We start from the raw sequence: 21,873 nt of genomic DNA, 5'->3' as shown, positions 1-21,873 counted from the left end.
GCCACTACTGGAAGAATGGTCAACGCCGGCTGTGTTGTAATGGCGGCCCGGTTGTCAGAAGCCATGGGTATGGGCTCTCCAGGCAAGAACCATAGTTTGGCTAGGTTGTCCCGGCAGTAGCAATTATGCCGACGGTGGCCGGAGCCGGTTACCCCCGCGATCGCCTGAGAGAGGGGCCGTTTTGAAGATGGAGTCAGCACGATGGGCGGGCGGACTTAAGCGGCCGCTGACGTTTCCCCATCGATGACATGTGCGGCCGAGCCGAGTGCCGCAGCCTGTCCGGCCTCGAGCAGCAAGACACGGTCGCACAGCGCCCGCACGCTAGTCAGATCATGCGAGACGAGGACAATCGTTCGCCCCTCATTTGCCAACTCGCGAATTTTGTCCTGGCACGTGCATTGAAACGCGATGTCACCGACCGCCAATACTTCGTCCAATAGCAAGATGTCGCTGTCCAAATGCGCGGCAACCGAGAATGCCAGTCGCAGGTACATGCCGGTCGAGTAGCGTTTGACAGGTATCTCGAGAAAGTCTTCGACACCAGCCATCGCTACGATAGCGGCGAATTTGCCGCGGATTTCCGCACGGCGCATTCCCAGGATGGCGCCGCTGAGGTAGACATTCTCGCGGCCGGTGAGCTCCATATGGAACCCTGTGCCAATTTCCAAGAGAGCGCCGACGCGTCCCCGCACGATGGCGTAGCCCTGCGACGGCTCGGTAATGCGCGCCAGAATTTTAAGCAGCGTGCTCTTGCCGGACCCATTGTGCCCAATAACCCCCAAGACTTCGCCGGCCGCCACGTCGAGGGAAAGATTTCGCAAAGCCCAAAATCCGTCCGATGGCTGCAACTTGTCCTGGCCGGGCTGAGGGGTAACGCGGCGCCAGGCTCGCGTCATGCTCGACGTCAACCGGTCGCGTAATGTCATATGTCGACGTGCGCCGGGCGAGCAGCGATAACGTTTGGCAAGATTTCGGATGCTTATCGCCGTCTCGGGCATTTTACATTTCCTGTTCGACGACGCTGCATCAAAGTTTCGGAACGCCGAAGTCAAATGGCGGGTAAGACGATGACCATTAAGGATCTATGCCCACGCCAGGCGCCGGCGTCGCTCCCTCACCCGAAAACTTATATTGTCAAAACTCTTTTGCGGAACACTTCAAATCGTGTCGGCCATCAGACGCTCCATAGAGCGGAAGTACCAGGTGCCGCTCAGGAGCAGTGCTAGTGCCGATACACAGGAGACTGCGACCAGACCCACCGACAGTCCGTTCGTACCGAGCATGATAAACCGAAATGACTCGACGACGGTGACCAGTGGATTGATCGCCACCAACGGGCGCCAGGGCTCGGGCACGATACTCAACGAATAGACGATTGGTGTCGCATACATCCAGATTTGCATGACGAAGGGCAGGGCATGCCGAATATCACGATATTGGGCGTTGAGCGCTGCCAACCACAGGCCCGCGCCGGCCGCCGTGATCAAGGCCAGCGCGATCGACGCCGGCAATAGCATCATGCGCCAGGTCGGCCAGATATCAAACCAGCCGAGGACCGCGAACAGCAGGGCGAGCGACACGGCGAAATCGAGTAGCGCGGAAATCACATTTGATAGTGGCAGCAAAATGCGCGGAAAATAAACCTTGGTTAGCAGATTCACATTGCCGACCAGCGAGCTGGCCGCCAATGTCACTCCGCCCGAGAAAAGCAGCCAGGGCAATAGTCCGGCCAGACTGAATGCGGGATAAGCAACGCCCTCGGAATCCAGCTGCGCGAGTCGCCCGAAGATAACACTGAAAACGATCATTGTCGTCAGCGGTTGCAACACCGCCCAGATGACACCGAGTAGAGTCTGCTTGTAGCGAACCTTAACGTCTCGCCATACGAAAAAACCGAGCAGCTCGCGATTTGTCCAAACTTCGGTCCAGGCCAATCGAGGCCAGCCCGAGCGAGATTCTATGCGACGGTCGTGATGGCATCCGCTTTGTCGTAAACGCTGACGCCGTGCCGTTGCTTCCATAGGGACTGGTAGCTCGCCTGCAATGGGTCGCGAAGAGTACCGCGACGTAATTGATACCGGCATTGGTTGGCATCCCGTCGTGGCTTTAAGCGGCGCGGCGCCAGGAGTCGACCACGATGCGGTGGCATTCGACACCGGCAGGTGGCATCAATGCTTCATCGGTCGGTTGCCATGTCTGGACCAAGGCGTTGAGCAAAGCCGTGACCCGCGGCAATACGTCGTGCGTTTCGCTGGCCGGCCGTAGTCCGAGCAATTGGAGCTGGCACATTGTTCCGTTAGGTTGCGTAAATGTCAGGGCAAGCGGCAGCTGCGCGTGCGTTGGCGCGATTGCCATGGGGTTGCGCCACGAATAACGGGCCTGTTCCGCGCGGGTTGCCAACAGTAGCTCGAAGCCCGCCGCCTGGCTCATAATTTCGTCGTGCAGAAGCTCGTGCCATGCGCGCTGCCAGGTTGCCTGAGGGTGGGCGCGAGTCCAGCGTGTCGTGCTCTCGGCGATAGTGGCGGACCAGCGGGCTAACACGGCGCTGCAATGCTGTTTGGCCAGCGCGACTTCATGATGTCCAAAAGAGCGCGTTCGGACCAACAAGACAATAAGGGCGATGGCAGTGATCCAGCCCACCCACTCGAAGCGAAAGATCGTCGCGGCGGTGGCCGCCGCACCGGTGGTCAGGCATAAGGCGCCGATAATGCACAACGCCTGCCATTTCGTGAGGCCGCGTTCTAGCAAGCGATGATGTATATGACCGCGGTCCGCCGTGTCGAAACGTTGGCCAGAAAGCTTGCGGCGCACAATGGCGAACACCGTGTCCAGCATGGGTATGCTCATGACAACGGCAGGCACCGCGATTGACAGTGTGGCGCTGGTCTTCAGCGCGCCTTGAATGCTGATCATGCCTACCAATAGACCGATGACCATACTGCCGGAATCACCTAAGAAGATGCTTGCAGGGGGCAGGTTGTAGACAAGAAATCCCGCCAACGACCCTGCCGCCAACAGCGCTACGATGCCGACGTGAGGATGTCCAGAATTGGTGGCGATAATAGCCATCATCAATGAGGCCGAGATTCCTACGACCGACGCCAGCCCGTCTAATCCGTCGAGCAAGTTCAGAGCGTTGATGCAGCCGACCAACCACAGAATCGTCAGCGGGATGCCCAGCCAACCAAGATCGATCGGATAGCCAAACGCCACCACGCGATCGAAGTAGTATCCTGCCAGAACAACAGGCATCACCGAGCCAACCTGCAGCATGAGCTTAAATCGTGCCGGGAGGTCGTGGCTGTCATCGATGCACCCTACCAGACAAACCAGGCCGCAGGCCAGGATTACAGTTGTCGAGAATTGATCAAAGGCGGCGCTGTCGACGGGTCCATAGCGAGCCACCAGCACACCGACTGCGATCGCGAGATACACCGCGATCCCGCCCCACAACGGCACCGGGCGGTCGTGGCATTTGCGGGCGCCGTCGGGCACATCAACAACCTTCAATCGGCGCGCCACGGCGCGCGCGATCGGAGTCAAAGCCAGCGCGGCCAACAGGGCGGCAAGAAATGCGAACGCGACAGTTTTGTCGGCGACAACGGATAGGAACATATCAGCGGGGGCAACACGTGATTGTGTCTGATTGGTCGTGGACGGGAGCTAAGCTGTGACTAGGGCTTGGTTGCCGAGGTAAACGCTGCCTGACGAATGTGCTCCGGCTCAGACTGCACGCGCGCGAGCACGAGGATATTTTTTGTTGGTGTGGCGATCTGATTTTCCTCAACCACCGCGAGGCCAAGCTGCTCGCAGCGGTCGATGATCGCTTGGTACTCTGCAGGCGTCTGTCGTCGCTTCGAGATGACGACCGCATCTGGCTTCACCTGTTCGACCCAGCCCGCCAACGCGTCGCCCGCAAGCTCGGGAGGAAAGAAAAACGCTGATCCTTGGGCGTAGTAGCCCACCAGCATTAACTGGTTCTCGGATCCCACGATCAGAGGCGCTCGCGGGTACTGGTCATGAATCCATCTTCCGAGGCTCGCCAGAGCAGCTCGGCTGCGGAAATCACTCGAGACGGCATCGACCGTGCCAACCGCGGCCACGACCACCAACGCTCCGACGGTCGCCATCAACTGCGCTCGAGGCCATCGCTCCGACAGCCACCTGCCCGCCAGTCGGCCAAACTCAAGCACGCCGATCGCCGCTCCTTGCATGGTGACGAGCACGATTGTCAGAACGTAGCGGCTGCTCGCTTGATGCGCGTACCACAGGTGGATCCAAATGCCAGCGGCGACGGCCAGCGCGATCAGCAGGATCGGCCAGTTCTCGCTGCGATAAAAGAGTCGCGGACTGGCCAGCAAACCGCCCAACATGAAAATGCCAAAGAGCGGCGTCAACCCTCTCTCGGCTATGCGCACGAACATTGAGGACGTTTCGCCGAAGGTGGCCGGTGCAGCGGGTGGTGGACCGCCGGGCGTGACGGCCGGTTGGGGGGAGGGAGGCGGCTCCGGCGCTTCTGCAAGGTATTCGCTCCAGGATAGCAGCCACGTTCCCGCACGCTGCATAGGCTCGATGCGAAGATGGTCCCAATTGTTGTTGCCCGGCAATAACTGGCCGAATACAAAGAATACCAGCGGCAATGTCACAACGCCGCCAATGAAACCACTGACGAGCCGCCAGCGGCCCACGCGCAGTCGGAAAAATCGTAAGGCTGTCCAACCCACCAGGGGAAACAGCAGGAACCATCCCTCAAAGCGCGTTAGGCAAGTCAAGGCAACTACGGCACCGCCGGCGATGAACCAGCGCCAATCGACTTCGACCGCGGCACGCCACATCAAGTACAGCGCGAGCAAAAAGAAGAACCAGAACGACGGTTCTCGTACAGCCTCGGGGCTCCACTCGATCAGCTTCGGGTGGAAGGCATATAACAAACAGGCGACCGTCGCCACGCGCTCGTCGAACTGTCGTCGAACCCAGCCAAATAGCGGCAACACCGCGAGCGTGGACAATAGCACGCCGTAAAATTCCGCGGCGGTCTCCCAATCGAAGCCCAGCCGGTGCAAGCTGGCCAGCGCCATAGGATAGGTTCCGGATTGCAGGCGACCACCATCATCCGCCGCGACTTGACGATTCTCGAGATCGTTGGCCAGCCGGAAATAGACGACGCCGTCGACGCAGATTGTGTTGATGCGCCACGCCATCAACGCTCGCGGAACGAAGCACGCCACAACCAGTAGCAATACCAAGCCGATATTCCAAGGCAGATGGCGTCGTTGCGGCTCGGGCGTGGACAACCAGTCGTCGAACCGGGGCGGCTCGTTGGCGTCCGGGTCGGTGGCGATGGTGGCTCGAAGAGATGAAAACATGGTGTATGTTCGACACCGGGGGCAGCGCGGGGCGGATTTTCAGACAAAACGTACAGGCAAACTGCCGCGCGCCCGGCCCGATTTCTGGCGTCGAATCGTGCGCTATGGCGCGCGACGCCCCGTGCGGTGGCCGCCACGACATCCGGCTTCCGTTCCACGACCGGCCGTGGCTCTGCGGTCGTGGGTGATGGGTGTACCGCATCGGAGCTATTGGGGCCAGATCAGTTGCCCGCAGCAGCGGCGCACCAGGAGAGATGGGTAGACTACGGCGCCTCGTGCTCGCTGACAGTTGAGGACAATACCGAGCTAGATTCCACGGCCTTCCCGCGAAGCATCGCGGTCTTGACCTGCGGAGCCAGACAATGGCATCTGAAAGGGCCCAGAGCGGCGCTCAAACTTAGCCGCACCGCGGCGCTCAGTTTTCGCCCCGGCGACCATTGCGCGGAGTCGCTGAAGTGCCGGTCACGATTTCCATAATCCAGCGATCCATGTCCGTCAGCATTCCGGGGGCAACTTCATGACCACCAGGATATTGGCGAAGCGTGAGGTTGATACCGGCCGAATGCAGCAGCTTGAGGTTGTCGCAAACGATCGCCGTCGGGTATCTCTGGCTATCCCGTCCGCAGGCCAGAAATACTGGCACTTCGCGGGCCTCAGACAAACGCGCCAGCGGTGCGCCACCGACCGGAAACTCCCCGCCGACGGATAGCGCGCCGGCAAACCGCGTGGGATGTGCCAGTGCCAGTCGCAGGGCCATGGTGCCGCCACAATCGAAGCCGGCCACAAAAATGCGTCTCGAACAGATGTTCAGCCGCGACTGGGCGGTTTGCATCGCCTCGGCGACGCGCTGCTCGGCGAGCGCCACGTGCGGCTGGGACTGCGCCCAAGCATAGCCCGGCTTCCCATTCGAACTTGCGTAGGGTGCCGTTCCGCGGATGGCGACCCCTACGTAATTCCGCAGGCTCATCAACGGCATGATGCGCTTTAGTTGGTTCTCATCGTCGCCCGGCCCGTGCAACCAAACTACGAGTGGGTAAGCATAGTTCGACTCGTAGTGGACCGGTGCGAACATTGCCAGCGGTTGCTCACTCGCGGTTCGCGCACTCGTAAACGAGGCGGCCTCGACATGCGAGCTAGCCGGCTGTGCGAAGTAGGGTGCTATTTCGGTCGACGCACCTCGAACCCCAAGGCGGTTCATCATGGAATGCGCTACTCGCTATAAGAGGAATTATTGAGTGGGTATGCCAGGCCTCTGGCGACCGACTTCACGTTATTTTTGTCGGCAGCAAGCCCAAGGCATTATCGCTCAGGACCAACATGACTTTCCGAGCAGAATGAACTGCTTCAGGGTGTGGGAGCGCGGATGCCGGAATGAAGAATTCATCTCGTACACGTTCGCGTGACCCGCGTTGACCGCCTCGACGTGCGTCCCCTGGCCACGGCGATTCGCCGCATAGGGACGAAAGGGTACGGTGATGGCAGAGTTTCGTTTTCCCCAACAAAGCAACGGCCGCTGTTTTCCAACACTACTGCCTTCGACAGATGCTGCCTTCTTTTTCTCGTCTGCACGCGTCGCGCTGTGTGTTTTCCCCGCTATCGTCCCTCGACCCCTTCAAAAGACGCTTTCAGTCGCGCCGCGAATCGCCGGCACCGGACTCTACTTCAATTTGCCCTTGCATGTCAACGTTACGCATGTCACGAACGACGAATAATCACCGCTCAAAACGAATTGGTTCGATGCCTTTTTGTGGGCGCGTCCAGCCGTGCGAATCGCCGAGAGAAACGTAAATTCTTGGCACTCCAGCACGGTCAGGGCAAACGCGTAACAAAACAATACCGGTCGTGCAGACGATAGCACTGCTGTCGCTCGCTGCTGAATTGCGATCGTGACATCGCAACTCGCAGAGGAAAGCCACCGAAGGTTGCCACCGCGTAGAATATCAACCTGTCAGTTTGGCCATGGCAGCGACCAACTCCTTGACGGCGTCGACGCTTTTGCGGAAATTTGCCGACTCTTCCGCCGACAGCGGCAATTGAATGATTCGCTCGACGCCTTTGCTGCCCAAAATAACCGGCACGCCAACGTAGTATCCGCCGACGCCGTATTCCTTGTCGCAATAGGCGGCGCAGGGAATCAGCCGCTTCTTGTCGCGGACGATGGCTTCACACATTTGCGCCGTGGCTGCCGCTGGAGCATAGTACGCGCTGCCCGTCTTCAACAGTCCGACGATTTCGGCTCCGCCATTGCGGGTGCGGGTAACAATCTCGTCCAATCGCTTGGCGTCGATCAGTTGCGTCACCGGAATGCCGCCGACCGACGTGCAACTTGGCATGGGGACCATCGTGTCGCCGTGTCCCCCCATCAACAGCGCGGAAATGTCTTCTACGCTAACGCCTAACTCCATCGCCAGAAATGCCCGATACCGTGCGGTGTCGAGAACGCCTGCCTGGCCGACAACGCGCTGGTGTGGAAATCCGGTTACTTCAAACGCACGCTGCACCATTGCATCGAGTGGGTTGCTGACGACCACCACGATGGCCCCGGGACTAGTGCGCTTGACCTGCTCGGCCACGCTCCCCACGATGCGGGCATTGGTTGACAGGAGGTCGTCGCGGCTCATGCCTGGCTTGCGGGCGATTCCCGCGGTAATCACGACGACGTCGCTGTCAGCGGTATCCTTGTAGTCGGCCGTGCCGGTGATGTTGGCGTCGAATCCCACGATCGGCGACGCTTGGTAAAGGTCGAGCGACTTGCCCTTGGCTATTCCTTCGAGATCGGGAATATCCAATAGCACGATATCTCCCAACTCGGCGGCGGCACACCAGTGGGCGGTTGTCGCTCCCACGTTGCCCGCCCCCACAATGCTGATTTTGGCACGGCGCATGAAATCTTCCTCGCTGGATACTGCTGACCTACCATCCGCAGCCTCTCGCAATGGGCTGAATGCCAGTGAGACTCTGGCAGGCGGATCAACGTGAGTATCCTGCTGTCGAGACTCAAGTCAAGTGCCGCGCCGCGCGGATGGCCTCCGCGACATATCACACGATGCAGTCGCGGTTTCTTGATACCTGGCGGCACGCAGCCGAACCACGGGGCGGCCCGTCGCAACAGCGAATCGAGGATATTGGCACGCCCCGATGCGCACGCGTAACGAAAAGAGAGTTGATTCGCGCGGTCGGTTCCATTAATTGCCGACATCTAATTGTAATTGCCGACATCGACATTCTGCGACCTGGGATTTGTCCTGCATCCAAGACGCGCGCCAGGAGTGTCTCTGCAACATTACCGAGTTTTCATAGTGTCCGGCCCCGCCCGCGAGAGGTACTTCATAAATGGGATGAAATCGAGGAAAACAAGCCGATCAGGGCGGTCGTAACGATTTCCAGGAGGCCGCGGCACGAGGACCCTATGGCCCTTGCCGTCGAACCATCGCAATTGCTTGCCTCCCTGCGCGGAAGTCTATAACCTGGAATAGATAAGGCCTTGGCGACGGTAAGCGGCCCCGGAACCCGCTTGGATTTTGCCTGGACGCATCGCGTCAACAGCTCGCATCAGAACAATTGCTCCGTTCAGGAATCTCCGGTTCATGCCCACTGGGGCTGGCCGGAAGTGCTCGTTGCGCTGTCACTGATCCGGCCGCACGCCCGTAGATCCCTGGAATGCACGAGATGAGTGGGTCGAAACGGTTGCTATCGTCGCGATTGTTGCCCTTGGCCGGCGCGTTGGCGATTCTAGTTTGTGCGCCTCCTACCTTGCGCGCCGCCGACGACTACGAGCGTTTCTTGGAAGCGTTGCGTGATCGTGGTTACTTCGACGTGACTTTGGAATACCTGGCGCGTCTGCGGACCGATCCGCACATTCCGGACGAGTTCAAGAGCCGTATTTCGTACGAAGAGGGGACGACGCTTATTGCGGCTGCCGTCGCCGACCGCGACGCCGACCAGAAATCGCGCTACCTCAATGCGGCCCGTGATAAACTCGGCGAGTTCATCAAGAGCTCGAGCGATGCGGGGTTGAAGGCGGACGCCGAGAGCCAACTGGGCAACGTGCTGGTCGAACGGGCCAAGATGTTGCTGCATCGGGCGGGTCTTCCCAAGTACGCGTCCCAAAAAGCTGCCCTCACGGACGAGGCACGGCAAATGTTCGCCGAGGCTCAACAGGTGTTTACTTCGGCCGAGCAGAAGTTCGAGGAGCATTTCAAGGCACTCCCCAAACCAGGTGAAAAGCAAAGCTCTTCGCAGACCGAGGCCCGACAGTCGGCGCGCGTTGACCTAAGACGAGCACGGCTCTTCGCCGCACAAGCGATCTATGAATCGTCGAAGGCCTATCCGGCAGATTCCCCCGAGCGCAAGAAGCAACTCGAAGCGGCTGCTGCCAAGTTTGGCGACTTGCACGAAAAGCATCGCGCGCAGCTTCTCGGCTTGTTGGCGGCTACGAGTCAAGGGCGATGCTTCCTCGATTTGGGAGACACCAAGCGCGCGTTAGGTGCCTTCACCGAGGTCCTGTCCCAGCCCGACGAGCCGGAAGAACTGCGTCGCTTAAAGACCCACGCCCTGCACCTGGCCATGCAAGCCTGGACCAGCGACGCTGAGAAAAACTACGAGACAGCGGCGCAAAGAGGCATGGAATTGGTGGGCAAGCCCGCGCGCGGAGTCGACACGCGCACCGCCGATTGGCTCGCCATTCGCTACTACACCGCGCTCGCCCTAGAAAAACACGCCGTTGCGCTCGGCAACAAAGAGGATGACCGAAAGAAACAAGAGTTGCGCGATGCCCGCAAACAGGCTAAGGAGGCCGCCGCGACTCCGGGTGAATATCAGGACGAGGCCAAGCAACTTTACCAACGGCTGGCCGGCTTGGCTGAAGGGGATGAGAAGCCCCCAGAGAATTTCGCCGAGGCCAACGAGCAGGCCAGGGCATCGCTCGAGCTGATGCAAGCCAAGCAGACGCAGATCAGGATGGCGCCCTCCGTGAAGGACGAGGCCAATGTACCGACGTACGAAAAAGAGAGCATGGAAGCCCGTGAGAAGGCCCGTGAGCTATTTCGCCTGGCCCTTGATTTGCGCGAGCGCTCCACCGCGGCTGACGATATCGACAACGCCCGCTACTACCTTTGCTACCTGGCGTACCAAGCAGGGGATTATTTCGATGCGGCGGTGTTAGGCGAGTTCCTCGCCAAGCGGCGCCCCAATAGCAGTGGCGCGCGGCAGGCGGCAAAGATCGCGCTGCTGTCGCATTTGCAAATCTACAATGCCACCCCTCCCGACGAGCGCGCGAGTCAGAAGCGAAGAATGGAGAACCTGGCGGACTACATTACCCGCCGTTTCGCCGGCGATGCCGAGGCCGACGAGGCCTGGATGACGCTGATGATCATCGCCACGAACGAACACGATGTCGATCAAGTACTGGCCTATCTGGCCAAGATTCCTGAGCAGTCTCCGCGCCGTGGCGAGGCCGAGTTGAAAGCCGGTCAGGCACTCTGGATCGCGGCGCTGGTGGCCTCGCGACAGCCCGACGAGTCGCGGCCTCCGCAGCCCGATATCGACAATATCCGCCAACAGGCGCAAGAGACGCTGGCCCGTGGCGTCGAGCGCATCACGAAGTCTGCCGAGGCCACCGGCGTGAACTTTACAATGGCTGCCGCGGCGCTCTCCCTGTCGCAGATCTACATCGAATCAGGTCGCGCGGCCGACGCTGTGAAATTGCTCGAAGATCCGCGAATCGGACCATTGGCGTTGGTCGAAGCGAAGAGCCCAATTGCCGCCGAAGGCACTTTTGCCGCCGAAGCGTGCAAAGCAGCCCTGCGGGCATACGTGGCGACACAGCAGCTCGACAAGGCCGAAAAAGTGATGAATGCGCTCGAGGCGTACATCGGCGCCAGCGGCGACGAGAAGGCAAATCAAACGCTGATCGCGATCTACCGCGCACTGGGATTGGAACTGGAAAACCATGTCGCCGCCTTAAGAAAAGAGAATCGAACCGACGATCTGCAAGCCGTGTCGCGGGGCTTTGAGCTGTTTCTGGACCGAATTGTCAGCAAGGAACATGGCAATAACTTCAATTCGCTGAATTGGGTCGCCGAGACGTACGGGCGACTAGGCGCGGGCCACGAGTCGGACGATGCGTCGACAACGGCTCAGTCACGCGCCTTCTACGAGAAAGCCGCGCACGCCAATGAGAAAATCCTGGCGGCCGTCAAAGCCGACCCACAGTTTGCCACGCCGCAAGCAGTCTTGGCCGTGAAAGTGCGCATGGCCAAGAGCGCGCGTCATGGCGGCCATTTCAAAGAGGCCATCGACCAATTGGTCGATATCCTCAAGGTGCAGCCTAAACTTCTCGACGGTCAACGCGAGGCGGCGTACGCGTACCAGGAGTGGGGTCGCGACAATCCGGCGACGCTCAAGCTCGCCATCGAAGGCGGGCGCAAAGAGAAAGACCCCAAAGGGCAGGAATACAACGTTCTTTGGGGCTGGGCTCGTATTGCGGCTTTGACACAGCGCGACAAACGATTCCAGGACGTCTATCACGAGGCAAGCTACAACCTGGCAAAGTGCTACTTGCTATCGGCACTGGCTCAAGAAGGTTCCGAGAAGGCGGCGTCGCTCAAAAAGGCCGAAGCGGCCGTCATGCTCACGGTTCAACTTCACCCTGACTTGGGTGGGGGTGACTGGCCTAAGAAGTACGACAAGCTCCTGCGCAATATCCAAAAGGAGTTAGGACAGCCGCAGACCGGCATCCCTCCGCGTAAGTCGCCACCTGCACCAGGAAAAAGCAACAAGCCAGATGCTGAGACCGCCAGTACACCGTAACGAACTTTGATTTTCAAAAGCGAAGTTTGCAGTCACTGCCGTCATTTGCAGATTTGAGATAAACCATGATATCGCAGCCGCCAGATCGAGAATCTCCGGAACCCAGACGCACGGCAAGAATTCGGCGCCTCGTTTTACAGGCAGTGGCCATCGTGGCCCTATTTTCGTTTTCTCTGACGAACGGCCTGGCGGACGACACGATTCGACTTCGCCCAACGGGGTCGGTTCGCGGCACGATCAGTGCCATGACCCCGACCGAAGTCACGGTTGACATGGTGGCCGGACAGAAGAAGCAAGTTCCGGTGAACGACATCGACCTTATCACCTACGACGGGGAGCCGCCCGAGTTGAAGCTCGCTCGCAGCGAGGTCTCGAACGCTAACTACGAAGGAGCGCTCAAGTCGCTCGACAAAGTCGATGCGGCCAAGATCAGCCGTGCAGAAATCAAACAAGACTTGCAATTCTACAAGGCGTTCAGTCTCGCGCGCATGGCCTTGGCCGGGACCGGCAAAGTCGGCGATGCGGGCAGCTTGATGCGTACCTTCGTCAAGGAGAACCCCTCCAGTTACCATTACCTGCCTGCTGCCGAGCTTCTCGGTGATCTCTTCGCGGCCATCGGCAAGCCGGAATTGGCCTATGAACAGTATTCCGCAGTCGAAAGGGCACCCTGGCCCGAGTACAAGATGCGCGGAGGAGTCGCCAAGGGGCGCATTCTATTGCAACAGCAGAAGTACCCCGAGGCGTTGGCCGCTTTCGACGCCGTGCTCAAATTGGCTGGCGATGAGAAAGGCCCAGCGGCCGCGCAACGCCTCGCCGCGCAACTGGGCAAGGCGAATTGCCTGGCCGCAACCGGCCAGGCCGACACCGCGATCGGCTTGGTTCAAGAGGTGATCGACAAAGCGGATAGCGACGACGTTGACATCAACGCCCGCGCCTACCTGACGCTTGGCAATTGCTATCGTCAAAAGGAGGGAGCCGTCAAGGACGCGCTGCTCGCCTATTTGCACGTCGATCTGCTGTATCCCGGCAATCGTGAAGCCCATGCCGAGGCGCTCGCCAACCTGGCGCGGATTTGGAACGAACTCGGCAAGCCGGAGCGCGCGTTGCAAGCCACGCAGCTCTTGAAGGATCGCTACGCCAGCAGCGTGTGGGCCAAGCAGTGAGAAAATTTGATGTCGCGCTGCGGCTAGTCGGCCGAGGGCAACACAAGGGCGATTGACGAAACGCGAACGTCTAACGGCGCACGAAGTCTCGAACGGTCTAGGATCGTCGGCCCAACGCTACCCACGCGGATGAAACTGCCGATGGATGGCCTTGAGTCGGGTCGCGTCGACATGCGTGTAGATCTGCGTCGTGGCGATGCTGGCGTGTCCGAGCATTTCTTGCACCTGACGTAGATCGGCGCCGCCAGCCAGAAGGTGTGTGGCGAACGTATGCCGCAGGGTGTGGGGCCCGACCGATTCCGGCGCGCCGGCCGCCACGGCATAGCGCTTGACCAGTTCCCAGATCCGTTCTCGCCGCAGCCGTTGTCCGCGCCGCGAAAGCAGCAGCCAAGGTGGCGGCAATAGCGAGCAGGCAGCCAGCTTGGGCCGTTCGTGTTCCAGATATTGTCGCACGGCTTCAACGGCGCGACGGCCGAGCGGCACCAGCCGTTGCTTATCTCCTTTGCCGTGGCACAGGCAGTGTCCATCGTCGAGGTGTACGTCGCGCAATTGCATGCCAGAGAGTTCCGAGGCGCGGCAGCCGCTGGCATAGAGCAATTCCAACATGGCGCGATCGCGCCTCCAGCACGGTTGGCCGGCGACGGGCCCCTCGAGCATGCGGTCGATAATCTGCGGCGCCAGCACTTCGGGCACGCGCTGCCATAGCTTCTGGCTGCCGAGCAGCTCAGCCAGATTGTCGGCCAGCACCCCCTCTAACTGCAGATAACGAAAAAACAGTTTCAACGATACCAAATGCCGCGCCAGGCTTGCCGGCGCCAGTTGGCGGTCGTGCAGCCAGCCTGCGTATTGGGCGAGGTCGGTGATTGTGAGCGCCGGTATCGTGCGTTTCTCGAGCCATTCGAAGAAGCGGCGTAAATCGCGGCGATATGCATCAACGGTGTTCACGGCCAAATGGCACTCGCTGCGCAGATAGCCTGAGAACGCTTCGATCCAGGGATGATCGGCAGTCGCACCACTTTGGGCGGCGCGACGCAAAAGCTGTCTTTTGGAAGGTGACATGACGGCTCCAAGGGCTCGGTCTTTGCGAGTATCCAAAATCGCTTTTTCCGGGTGTCACGGTTGACCTTGCGAATTGTCGAGAGGCTCGGAAGCTTCGAGCACTGCTTTACAAGCAGACAGTGGCATCCGAATTCAAACCATCGCAGCCGAACGACTCCGCACCGATGCCCGGACTTACGTTGCGCCCTATTTGCTTTCGGACGTCACGATCTCGCGACTCAAGCAACTCGTGCGGACTAGACCTCGGCGGCATCGGCAATGTACGGTTGCCTGTTATAATCGGCGCAAGCGTCCGTTCTTGACAGAGCAGTTTTGAGCAAAACTTGGCGTGCAGAAGGCGAGTGGGCTGCGTGCTCAGATGGCACTTTTGGCTTTCCCAACCGCACGAGTTTCCGCGGTTTGCCTGATTTGTTCGGCATAGCACTCGAAGAATTGCCGGCCGGCAGCGGCACCAGGTGCGCGATAAAAATTCGATTGGAGGTCCGACGCGTGAATATTCTGGTGACCGGCGGCGCGGGCTACATCGGCAGCCATGCCGTGCGTCTTTTAGTGCGCGCCGGACACGAAGTTTGGTGCTACGACAATCTGTCGCGCGGCAACCGCCAGGCGGCGTTGATTGGCCGATTGATCGTGGGAGATGTTGCAGATCGCGCCCGGCTGGAAGCCGTCCTGCGCGCACACAAGATCGAAGCAGTGATGCATTTCGCGGCCTTCGCGCTGGTTGGCGAATCGGTGACGCGACCGGAACTCTACTACCAGAATAACGTCATTGGCAGTCTGGCGTTGCTCGAAGCGATGCGCGCCTCCGGCGTTAGCAGGATAGTATTTTCGAGTACGACTGCCACGTATGGCGTCCCGGATCGCATGCCCATCACCGAGGATACTCTGCAACGCCCCATCAATCCCTACGGTTTTAGCAAGCTGGTTATCGAACAGGCGCTGGCGGATTATGCGCACGCCTACGGCTTTGGGTACGCGGCCTTGCGTTATTTCAACGCCGCCGGCGCCAGTCCCGAAGGGGATCTAGGGGAAGTCGATCGCTTCAAGACACGCCTGATACCGCAGGTGCTTGCCGCGGCGCTCGGGCTACGCCGCGATATAACGATCTTCGGCGACGACTACCCCACGCCCGATGGAACTTGTATTCGCGACTACATCCACGTCGACGATTTGGGAGCCGCGCATTTGCAGGCACTCCAGCGGCTGCAGCCCGGCACTGGCCTGTGCTTGAATCTCGGGACTGGCAAGGGGCACAGCGTACGGCAAGTGATCGACGCCTGTCGACAGGTGACCGGCCGTGACATTGCCGAGAGCGTCGTCGCCCGCCGTCCGGGCGATCCTCCGGAACTGGTGGCAGATGCGTCCCGCGCCCGAGAGGCTCTGGATTGGGAGCCGCGTTATCCGGACCTAGAACAAATCGTCTCCACCGCCTGGCGCTGGCACAGCACGCACTTGAACGGTTACGAGTAAGCTGCGCTGCAATCGTCAGCAATCGCCCGGGAATGCGTTCGCCTTGGGCGTCGCCTCGGACCTCCGCTCTCGCTTAGTAAATTGACCTCTGTGGTAGGCAGCCGTCGCGCGTATCGCCCCGGTCGTGCATGAATGGACGACGTTGACGAGAATTTCGGCTCGTCAGCGCCGCTTGTCCCTCGGCCAGCGTTTTTTCGTACAGAGAATCAGGGTTTAGAAAACGCTTTCGGTTTTTTTATTGACGACTGTCATCGCGCCCCGCACAATGCGTAACTCAAACGGCCGCGGTGCGTTGCGGGGGTGAAGGTGTAGTATTGTCGGTCCCTGGCGGCCTGGACCAATTCTGTTTCCCTTTTTCTCGAATCTGAATCGGCCTGGGAGCCGCACACGATGAAACCGCGCACTGGGCCAGTATTTGCGCTATGCGTTTTGTTTGCCATCAACATGATGAACTTCTTCGATCGCAATATCTTGGGCGCGGTCGGAGAACTGGTGCGCAAGGAATGGGATTTGAGTGACACTGCCCTGGGGTGGTTGGGGACAGCCTTCCTGGTGTTATATGCGGCGATCGGGGTGCCGCTGGGCCGCATGGCAGACCGGGGCAACCGCTCGATGATCCTGGCTGGGGGCGTCTTCGTGTGGAGCGTGCTGACGGCGCTATCGGGAATGGCGCAGAACTTCTTTCAAATGGCCGGCCTGCGACTCGCGGTTGGCGTCGGCGAGGCAACCTGCGCCCCTGCCTCTTCCTCGTTGATCGGAGATTTGTTTCCTGCGACCAGTCGTGCGCGGGCTTTGGCCGTGTTCATGCTCGGCCTGCCATTGGGAACCGCCGCGTGCTATGCCGTAAGCGGCACTGTGGCGCAGAAGTTCGGTTGGCAGGCTGCCTTTTACATCGCCATGGTCCCTGGATTCCTCTGCGCAATAGGAGCGTTTTTTATCTGCGAACCGGCGCGCGGCTCTAGTGAAAAACACAACATCGGCACCCGCAAGCGCGACGGCTCTCCCTATTGGCTCGTCCTGTCGACGCCTACGATGCGGTGGATTATCGCCTCGGGAGCCCTGCACAATTTCAACATGTATATCATCGGCGGTTTCTTGACGATCTTCATGATGCGGTATCACGGTCGCAACATCGCGCAGGCCGGCAACACTGTGATGCTCGTGTACGGATTGGCCGGCATCCCGGGACTGTTTCTCGGCGGATTTCTAGGAGATCGGCTGATTCACACGCGGAAAAATGGCCGGATGTTAGTCGCCGCCGTCGCCCTCGCGATCTCCGTTCCGCTCCTCTATTTCTCGTTAGAGCGACCAGCCGGTGATGTCTTGGGTTTCAGCGCTTTGTTCTTCGCCGGATGCGGAATGATGTACACCTACTACTCGACGGTGTATTCCACGGTGCAAGACGTTATCGAGCCATCGCTGCGTGGTACGGCAATGGCCTTGTATTTCTGCGCGATGTACGCCTTTGGCGGTATGTTCGGTCCGCCGGTGTTCGGTGCCGTTAGTGACCATTTCACCGCGCGTGCCGCCGTGCAGGAAGGCGTCAGCCTCGAAGGCTTGACCGGGGCCGAGCGGCAGAAGGCACTAGAACCCTTTAAGCCCATTGGGACACACAGCGCGATGTATCTGTTGCCATTGGTGAACCTGGGGCTCGCCGCGGTATTGTTCGCGGGCACGCGCACTGTGGCTGCCGACGCCGAGCGGTTGCAGAAGTGGATGCGCGAAACGACGGAACAGGACGAAAAGCAACAACTTGAAAAAGTTGGCGCCTAGCACCCAGCCAGCATTAGCGCCTCAAGTCACGCAGCGGCGTTGCCGGCTGCGTCCGTCGATTTCAGGCTACAGAGTCCGGTTTACACCAGCCCTTTGCGCACTGCCCAGACGGCCGCCTGGGTCCGGTCCGAGACACCTAGTTTGCGCAATATATGTTGCACGTGCTCCTTCACAGTCTCGTAGCTGATATGGAGCGACTGGGCGATTTCCTTGTTGGTCAGACCGTACGAAAGCTGGCGTAGGACCTCGCTCTCGCGCTGTGTCAGCGGCACGTCGATATCCGAGGCCAATCTTGGTGTGGCCAGCGCACCTGTTACTCGCCGTAATTCATCGCGCGTCCAGGCGTTCTCGCCCTTGGCCACGGTCTGAATGGCCGACACCAGCTCGTTGCGGGTTGAGCCCTTGGACAGATAGCCGTTGGCGCCCAGCGCCACGGCCCGGGCTACGTAGGTCGGATTGTCGTAGGTCGAAAACACCAGCACCGGCAAGGCGGGCTTGTCGAGCTTGAGCCGACTGAGTGCATTCAGGCCGTCGCCATCAGGCATGCGGATGTCGAGCAGCACGACATCCGGCAGCAACTCTTGGGCGAGGCGGACACATTCGCCGCCGCTCGTCGCCTCGCCGACGATTTCGATTTCTGTGGAGGCAACCAGGCTTTTCAGCCCAGTACGGACGACGAGGTGATCGTCGGCAATTAGCAGTCGAATTGGCATGCGAACCGCGCATTCCTTGATGGAAGTTTGTCCGAATACGCGCCTGGACCACCCGAACTGCTAGTCCTACCCGCCGTTGGAGCTACAAGTTGCACCCAATCGGTTATGGCGCCGCAGGTTTTTTCAAGTATAGCATGCTCAAACCCCCCTCTTGACCCCCCTCGCACAGCGGGATGGACGTATAAAGTGTTAATTGACTGGCGGATTACTCTTAAGTGATTGTGAATAAGGCACTTGTGGTCCTTCATGTGTTTATCGTTAGAGTGACATAGACGAACCAGACTGCCGTTGGGGCAACCAAAATGCAGTCGGAGCCGACCCGACCTCGCTGACCCCACCGAGGGTTCGAGCGGCGCGGCATCGGGGGGTACCGCTAGCAGAACTTCGCTGCAAGAAAACGATTGCGCCGGTGGGCGGTCCGGCAACTAGTTCGCTTTAAATGGCTCAAAATAACGCTGCGGCTCAATGCGCCGCTCGGTCGCTCCGGCGCGAGAACGGCCATTGCCGGGCCTGCGCACTCCAGATCAGGAACACGACCGCGCCCGTCGCAATTACAAACAACCCCAGCAGGGCCTCTTGCTTGTAGAGCGGCATTTCGCGCTGCCCCACCAGTTTTGACCCGTATATGAAAGACCATCCGAGAAACGCAATCCAGCATGGTATTGGATAGAGCCACATGCGGAACGGCATCCGCCGTGCGGTATGCTTTCGTCGATAGTACATTAGGCCAGCATTCTGTCCGAGGAACTGCACGAGGATTCGGCAGGCCAGAATCGCGTTGATGACATCTTCCAGGGTCCACAGGCTGGCGATCATTGTGAGCCCTCCCACAACCAGCAGCGAGCGGTCTGGGAACTTCTGGATTGGGTGCAGGTGATTAAAGAACGAGAAGAACGTACCATCGCGCGCTGCCGCGTACGGAATGCGCGAATATCCCAAGAACATCGCAAAGATAGATGCAAATGCCGTGATCGCGACAAAGACCGTAATCAGGCTGGCGGCCCCCGGGCCATAGAGCCGCTCGACAAATGTGGTGGCTACAGTATCGCCGACTTCCTGCCAGGGAATGACGCCAATGAAACTTATATTCATAGTCATGTAGATGGCGGCTACGGCCACGACCGATATCAGTATCGACCGCGGAATGTTTTTCTCTGGATGTCGTACTTCATCGCCGATGTAGCAGACGTCGTAGTAGCCCAGGTAGTCGTACATCGCGATTCCCATCGCTGTACCTAAGCCAAACAAGAATTTGACGTCGAGGCGAAACGCATTCTCAGGAAACGGCAGAATCAAGTTCATGTCGAAATGCATCAGACCGCTGACAATCATAAAGAGCACTGTGCCAAGCATGGCCAGCCATAAGATGACCGTTAGGCGGCCAATTGCGGTGATGCGGCGGTAGAGCAGCACCACGGCCAAAAACGAGACCGTGCAGGCAATCGTCCGTTCTGCGACCGTCTTGCTGATCCCCCATGACGTTGGCCCGACGGTCGGCTCCTTCGCAATTGCCAGTTCGCTCGCCGAGCCCCGAACTGGCCCGTCGACCGCGGCGTGCGGAGCCTCGATCCAACCCATGTGCAGCAGAGGATAGGCGGCATACTTGCTCAGCCCGATCGCGCCACTGGCGATCTCCAATGGTCCGCTGAGCATGAACTGCCAGATGAACATAAAGGCCATGAATCGGCCCCAACGTTCGCGACCGAAGCACTCGCGTAGATACAAATAGGTGCCCCCTGATCCTGGCATGGCCGCGGACAGTTCGCTCCACACCATGCCATCGCAAATCGCCAGGACGACACCCACCATCCAGCCGAGGATTGCCTGGGGGCCCCCCATCGCGCCCAGGATGAGGTTCATGGTAATGAACGGCCCGATGCCGATCATGTTCGACATGTTCAGGGCTGTGGCCTTCGCTAGACCAAAATCTCTGATCAACTCGTCGTGCGGTGGATCAATCGGGGCAGCGGGGTTTTGCATGAACGCGGCGCGTCTTTCGGGCCATGAGGGAGGCATTGAAAGTAACCGGCCACCTTCGGCCTCGCAAGCACGGGCGAATGGCGTCGGCAGCGACATCCGACCGATCACTCAGCGCGGAGGATCAGTCCTGCGCTCAGGCTCGTTCAACGTCCGGCGACGTTTGCCGTCTCAGGCAGCGGGAGTAAAAATGGCGAGATCCGCTCCAGAGTGCGCGGACCAATGCCGCGCACGCGACGAAGCTCCTGGTGATCGGCAAACGGGCCATGCTGCTGACGCGATTCCACTATCCGCCGGGCGAGCGCCTCGCCGATGCCGGGCAACTGCGACAGCTCCGGCCAATCGGCCGCGTTAACGTCTACTTGGAATTGGGCCGTCTGCTGCGGCAGACGATCACGCTCGATCAGTCGGCCGCGCCAGCCCCCTTGGACGAACCACCAGCCCGCCATGGCCACCAGCGCGAGCGCAACCAAGCCTCCCACGGCGGCTTGATCGGCGCGTCGCAGCAGCCATCGCGGAGCATCAGGTTCTGAATTGCGCGGCATAGTCGACACAGAATATTTGATCGAACTCGCTAGCCGGAAGGGACAGGCCACATCGAATAAAGCGTCAGAAAGCAGATTATGACCCAACCATGTTGCCCGCGTCGCGCGCACTTTCGTAAGTCGACGATTTTACAGGAGGTTGCACTCCCCCCCCAGCGCTCTTCGCATAGCCGTATTGTTGGATATATGTCGCCCACCGCGTTGCAATCTGGTCGCGCAAGGCGGGCTCCAACTCTCGATATTTGTTGGTTTCATATCCTTTGGTCGCGGCCACGAAAGCTTGCAGCGCTGGCAAGGCTTCATCGTAGCCCCCCAGGCTAAGCTTTTCGTACACCTGACGAATGCCAGCGACCGGATCGGTGATGAGGTCTTCGTAACGAATCTCGCAAAAGTTCTCGGATGGGATACGGTGCCGATCGGCCTCGAACCGCTCGTACATCTGCGTGAAATTGTCAAAGACGTGCTTATCGAGCCCCGCGAAGGTCGGCTTCTGCATACCCTGGCTGGAATAGAGCGTCTTCCATAGGTGTACTGTCGAGGGAAATACGACGAAGGGATCGCGCACGATATGCACGAACTTGGCATCGGGAAACATTTCTAGCAGGACTTTAATCCGACCGGTATGGGGAGGTGACTTGAGCACGATCCGCTGCGGACGCTTGGAGCGGTAGTTGATCTCTTGCAAGAATCGGAGGAACTTCTTCTTCCAGCGCGCGAGATCGTTGGCTGGCACGTGCTCCAGCGTCAGGTATTCCTGGTCCTGTGGAGGCTCGTTGGGAAAGGCGATCGTCAAATAGGGCGATGGCAAGCCCAGATTGCACAGTGCAAACTCGTCCTCCTGGGGGCGATGCCAACCGGCCGGCATATTGTCCATGGGTCGGCGCGCCGGCAGTAAGAAACCAAGCAGCCGTGTCGCTACCGACTCTGTAATGACAAAATGGTTGGGGGCGAAGCACTCGTACGTGGTCGGATAAGTATGACGCGGGTCGAGAACCAG

At 59.5% G+C, this 21,873-nt stretch carries 15 protein-coding genes; 4 read left to right on the top strand and 11 right to left on the bottom strand.

The annotated features are described in order from the left end of the window. Positions 1–215: 215 nt before the first annotated feature. The 6 genes from VGG64_10445 to mdh all read right to left on the bottom strand — a co-directional run bounded on the left by VGG64_10445 (position 216) and on the right by mdh (position 8,251). Positions 216–926, bottom strand: a complete 711-nt coding sequence (locus tag VGG64_10445) for an ABC transporter ATP-binding protein (protein ID HEY1600013.1) — start codon at positions 924–926, stop codon at positions 216–218. A gap of 231 nt (positions 927–1,157) precedes the next feature. Continuing rightward, entirely contained in the window at positions 1,158–2,021 is an 864-nt protein-coding gene (locus tag VGG64_10440) for an ABC transporter permease (GenBank protein ID HEY1600012.1), read from the bottom strand. 85 nt (positions 2,022–2,106) lie between these two features. After that, positions 2,107–3,615, bottom strand: coding sequence for an MraY family glycosyltransferase (locus tag VGG64_10435; protein HEY1600011.1), 1,509 nt, complete (start codon positions 3,613–3,615; stop codon positions 2,107–2,109). A gap of 59 nt (positions 3,616–3,674) precedes the next feature. Then, entirely contained in the window at positions 3,675–5,366 is a 1,692-nt protein-coding gene (locus VGG64_10430; protein HEY1600010.1) for a glycosyltransferase family 39 protein, read from the bottom strand. A 415-nt stretch (positions 5,367–5,781) separates the two neighbouring features. After that, on the bottom strand, positions 5,782–6,567 hold the full coding sequence (locus tag VGG64_10425; GenBank protein ID HEY1600009.1) for an alpha/beta hydrolase-fold protein: 786 nt from the start codon (positions 6,565–6,567) through the stop codon (positions 5,782–5,784). Positions 6,568–7,306: 739 nt separating this feature from the next. Continuing rightward, positions 7,307–8,251 carry a malate dehydrogenase gene (mdh, locus tag VGG64_10420; GenBank protein ID HEY1600008.1) on the bottom strand — a complete coding sequence of 315 codons (945 nt, stop codon included), beginning with the start codon at positions 8,249–8,251 and terminating at the stop codon, positions 7,307–7,309. 784 nt (positions 8,252–9,035) lie between these two features. Between mdh and VGG64_10415 the strand changes: the two genes are divergently transcribed. After that, the gene (locus tag VGG64_10415; protein ID HEY1600007.1) at positions 9,036–12,176 is read left to right on the top strand and encodes a hypothetical protein; all 3,141 of its coding nucleotides are present in this window, start codon (positions 9,036–9,038) and stop codon (positions 12,174–12,176) included. Between the two features lie 245 nt (positions 12,177–12,421). Then, entirely contained in the window at positions 12,422–13,339 is a 918-nt protein-coding gene (locus VGG64_10410) for a tetratricopeptide repeat protein (GenBank protein ID HEY1600006.1), read from the top strand. A gap of 117 nt (positions 13,340–13,456) precedes the next feature. On the opposite strand, the gene VGG64_10405 is transcribed toward VGG64_10410, so the two are convergent. Beyond that, a complete protein-coding gene (locus VGG64_10405; protein ID HEY1600005.1) occupies positions 13,457–14,398 on the bottom strand; it encodes a tyrosine recombinase in 942 nt (313 codons plus the stop codon). A gap of 489 nt (positions 14,399–14,887) precedes the next feature. On the opposite strand from VGG64_10405, the gene galE reads away from it, so the two are divergent. Together galE and VGG64_10395 are read left to right on the top strand one after the other, a co-directional pair. Then, on the top strand, positions 14,888–15,868 hold the full coding sequence (galE, locus tag VGG64_10400) for a UDP-glucose 4-epimerase GalE (GenBank protein HEY1600004.1): 981 nt from the start codon (positions 14,888–14,890) through the stop codon (positions 15,866–15,868). 390 nt (positions 15,869–16,258) lie between these two features. Next, positions 16,259–17,641, top strand: coding sequence for an MFS transporter (locus VGG64_10395; GenBank protein ID HEY1600003.1), 1,383 nt, complete (start codon positions 16,259–16,261; stop codon positions 17,639–17,641). Positions 17,642–17,721: 80 nt separating this feature from the next. On the opposite strand, the gene VGG64_10390 is transcribed toward VGG64_10395, so the two are convergent. From VGG64_10390 to VGG64_10375, 4 genes are all read right to left on the bottom strand, one after another. Further along, positions 17,722–18,354: a response regulator transcription factor gene (locus tag VGG64_10390; GenBank protein HEY1600002.1), complete on the bottom strand. Its 633-nt coding sequence runs from the start codon at positions 18,352–18,354 to the stop codon at positions 17,722–17,724. A gap of 462 nt (positions 18,355–18,816) precedes the next feature. Beyond that, complete coding sequence (locus VGG64_10385) at positions 18,817–20,334, bottom strand: APC family permease (GenBank protein HEY1600001.1); 1,518 nt, start codon at positions 20,332–20,334, stop codon at positions 18,817–18,819. A gap of 143 nt (positions 20,335–20,477) precedes the next feature. After that, a complete protein-coding gene (locus VGG64_10380) occupies positions 20,478–20,876 on the bottom strand; it encodes a helix-hairpin-helix domain-containing protein (protein ID HEY1600000.1) in 399 nt (132 codons plus the stop codon). A 76-nt stretch (positions 20,877–20,952) separates the two neighbouring features. Further along, the coding region (locus tag VGG64_10375) for a sulfotransferase (GenBank protein ID HEY1599999.1) at positions 20,953–21,873 on the bottom strand (921 nt) is incomplete at its 5' end.

It is taken from the genome of Pirellulales bacterium, assembly GCA_036490175.1.
Classification (GTDB): domain Bacteria; phylum Planctomycetota; class Planctomycetia; order Pirellulales; family JACPPG01; genus JACPPG01.
The sequence above is the reverse complement of the archived record's forward strand: the minus strand, read 5'-3'. Positions and strand labels throughout refer to the sequence as shown.

What these genes read in the sequence shown, in the direction of transcription:
- VGG64_10445 (HEY1600013.1), bottom strand. Translation starts at nt 926, where the DNA reads ATGACATTACGCGACCGGTTGACGTCGAGCATGACGCGAGCCTGGCGC.
- VGG64_10440 (HEY1600012.1), bottom strand. Translation starts at nt 2,021, where the DNA reads ATGGAAGCAACGGCACGGCGTCAGCGTTTACGACAAAGCGGATGCCAT.
- VGG64_10435 (HEY1600011.1), bottom strand. Translation starts at nt 3,615, where the DNA reads ATGTTCCTATCCGTTGTCGCCGACAAAACTGTCGCGTTCGCATTTCTT.
- VGG64_10430 (HEY1600010.1), bottom strand. Translation starts at nt 5,366, where the DNA reads ATGTTTTCATCTCTTCGAGCCACCATCGCCACCGACCCGGACGCCAAC.
- VGG64_10425 (HEY1600009.1), bottom strand. Translation starts at nt 6,567, where the DNA reads ATGATGAACCGCCTTGGGGTTCGAGGTGCGTCGACCGAAATAGCACCC.
- mdh (HEY1600008.1), bottom strand. Translation starts at nt 8,251, where the DNA reads ATGCGCCGTGCCAAAATCAGCATTGTGGGGGCGGGCAACGTGGGAGCG.
- VGG64_10415 (HEY1600007.1), top strand. Translation starts at nt 9,036, where the DNA reads ATGAGTGGGTCGAAACGGTTGCTATCGTCGCGATTGTTGCCCTTGGCC.
- VGG64_10410 (HEY1600006.1), top strand. Translation starts at nt 12,422, where the DNA reads ATGACCCCGACCGAAGTCACGGTTGACATGGTGGCCGGACAGAAGAAG.
- VGG64_10405 (HEY1600005.1), bottom strand. Translation starts at nt 14,398, where the DNA reads ATGTCACCTTCCAAAAGACAGCTTTTGCGTCGCGCCGCCCAAAGTGGT.
- VGG64_10395 (HEY1600003.1), top strand. Translation starts at nt 16,259, where the DNA reads ATGAAACCGCGCACTGGGCCAGTATTTGCGCTATGCGTTTTGTTTGCC.
- VGG64_10390 (HEY1600002.1), bottom strand. Translation starts at nt 18,354, where the DNA reads ATGCCAATTCGACTGCTAATTGCCGACGATCACCTCGTCGTCCGTACT.
- VGG64_10385 (HEY1600001.1), bottom strand. Translation starts at nt 20,334, where the DNA reads ATGCAAAACCCCGCTGCCCCGATTGATCCACCGCACGACGAGTTGATC.
- VGG64_10380 (HEY1600000.1), bottom strand. Translation starts at nt 20,876, where the DNA reads ATGCCGCGCAATTCAGAACCTGATGCTCCGCGATGGCTGCTGCGACGC.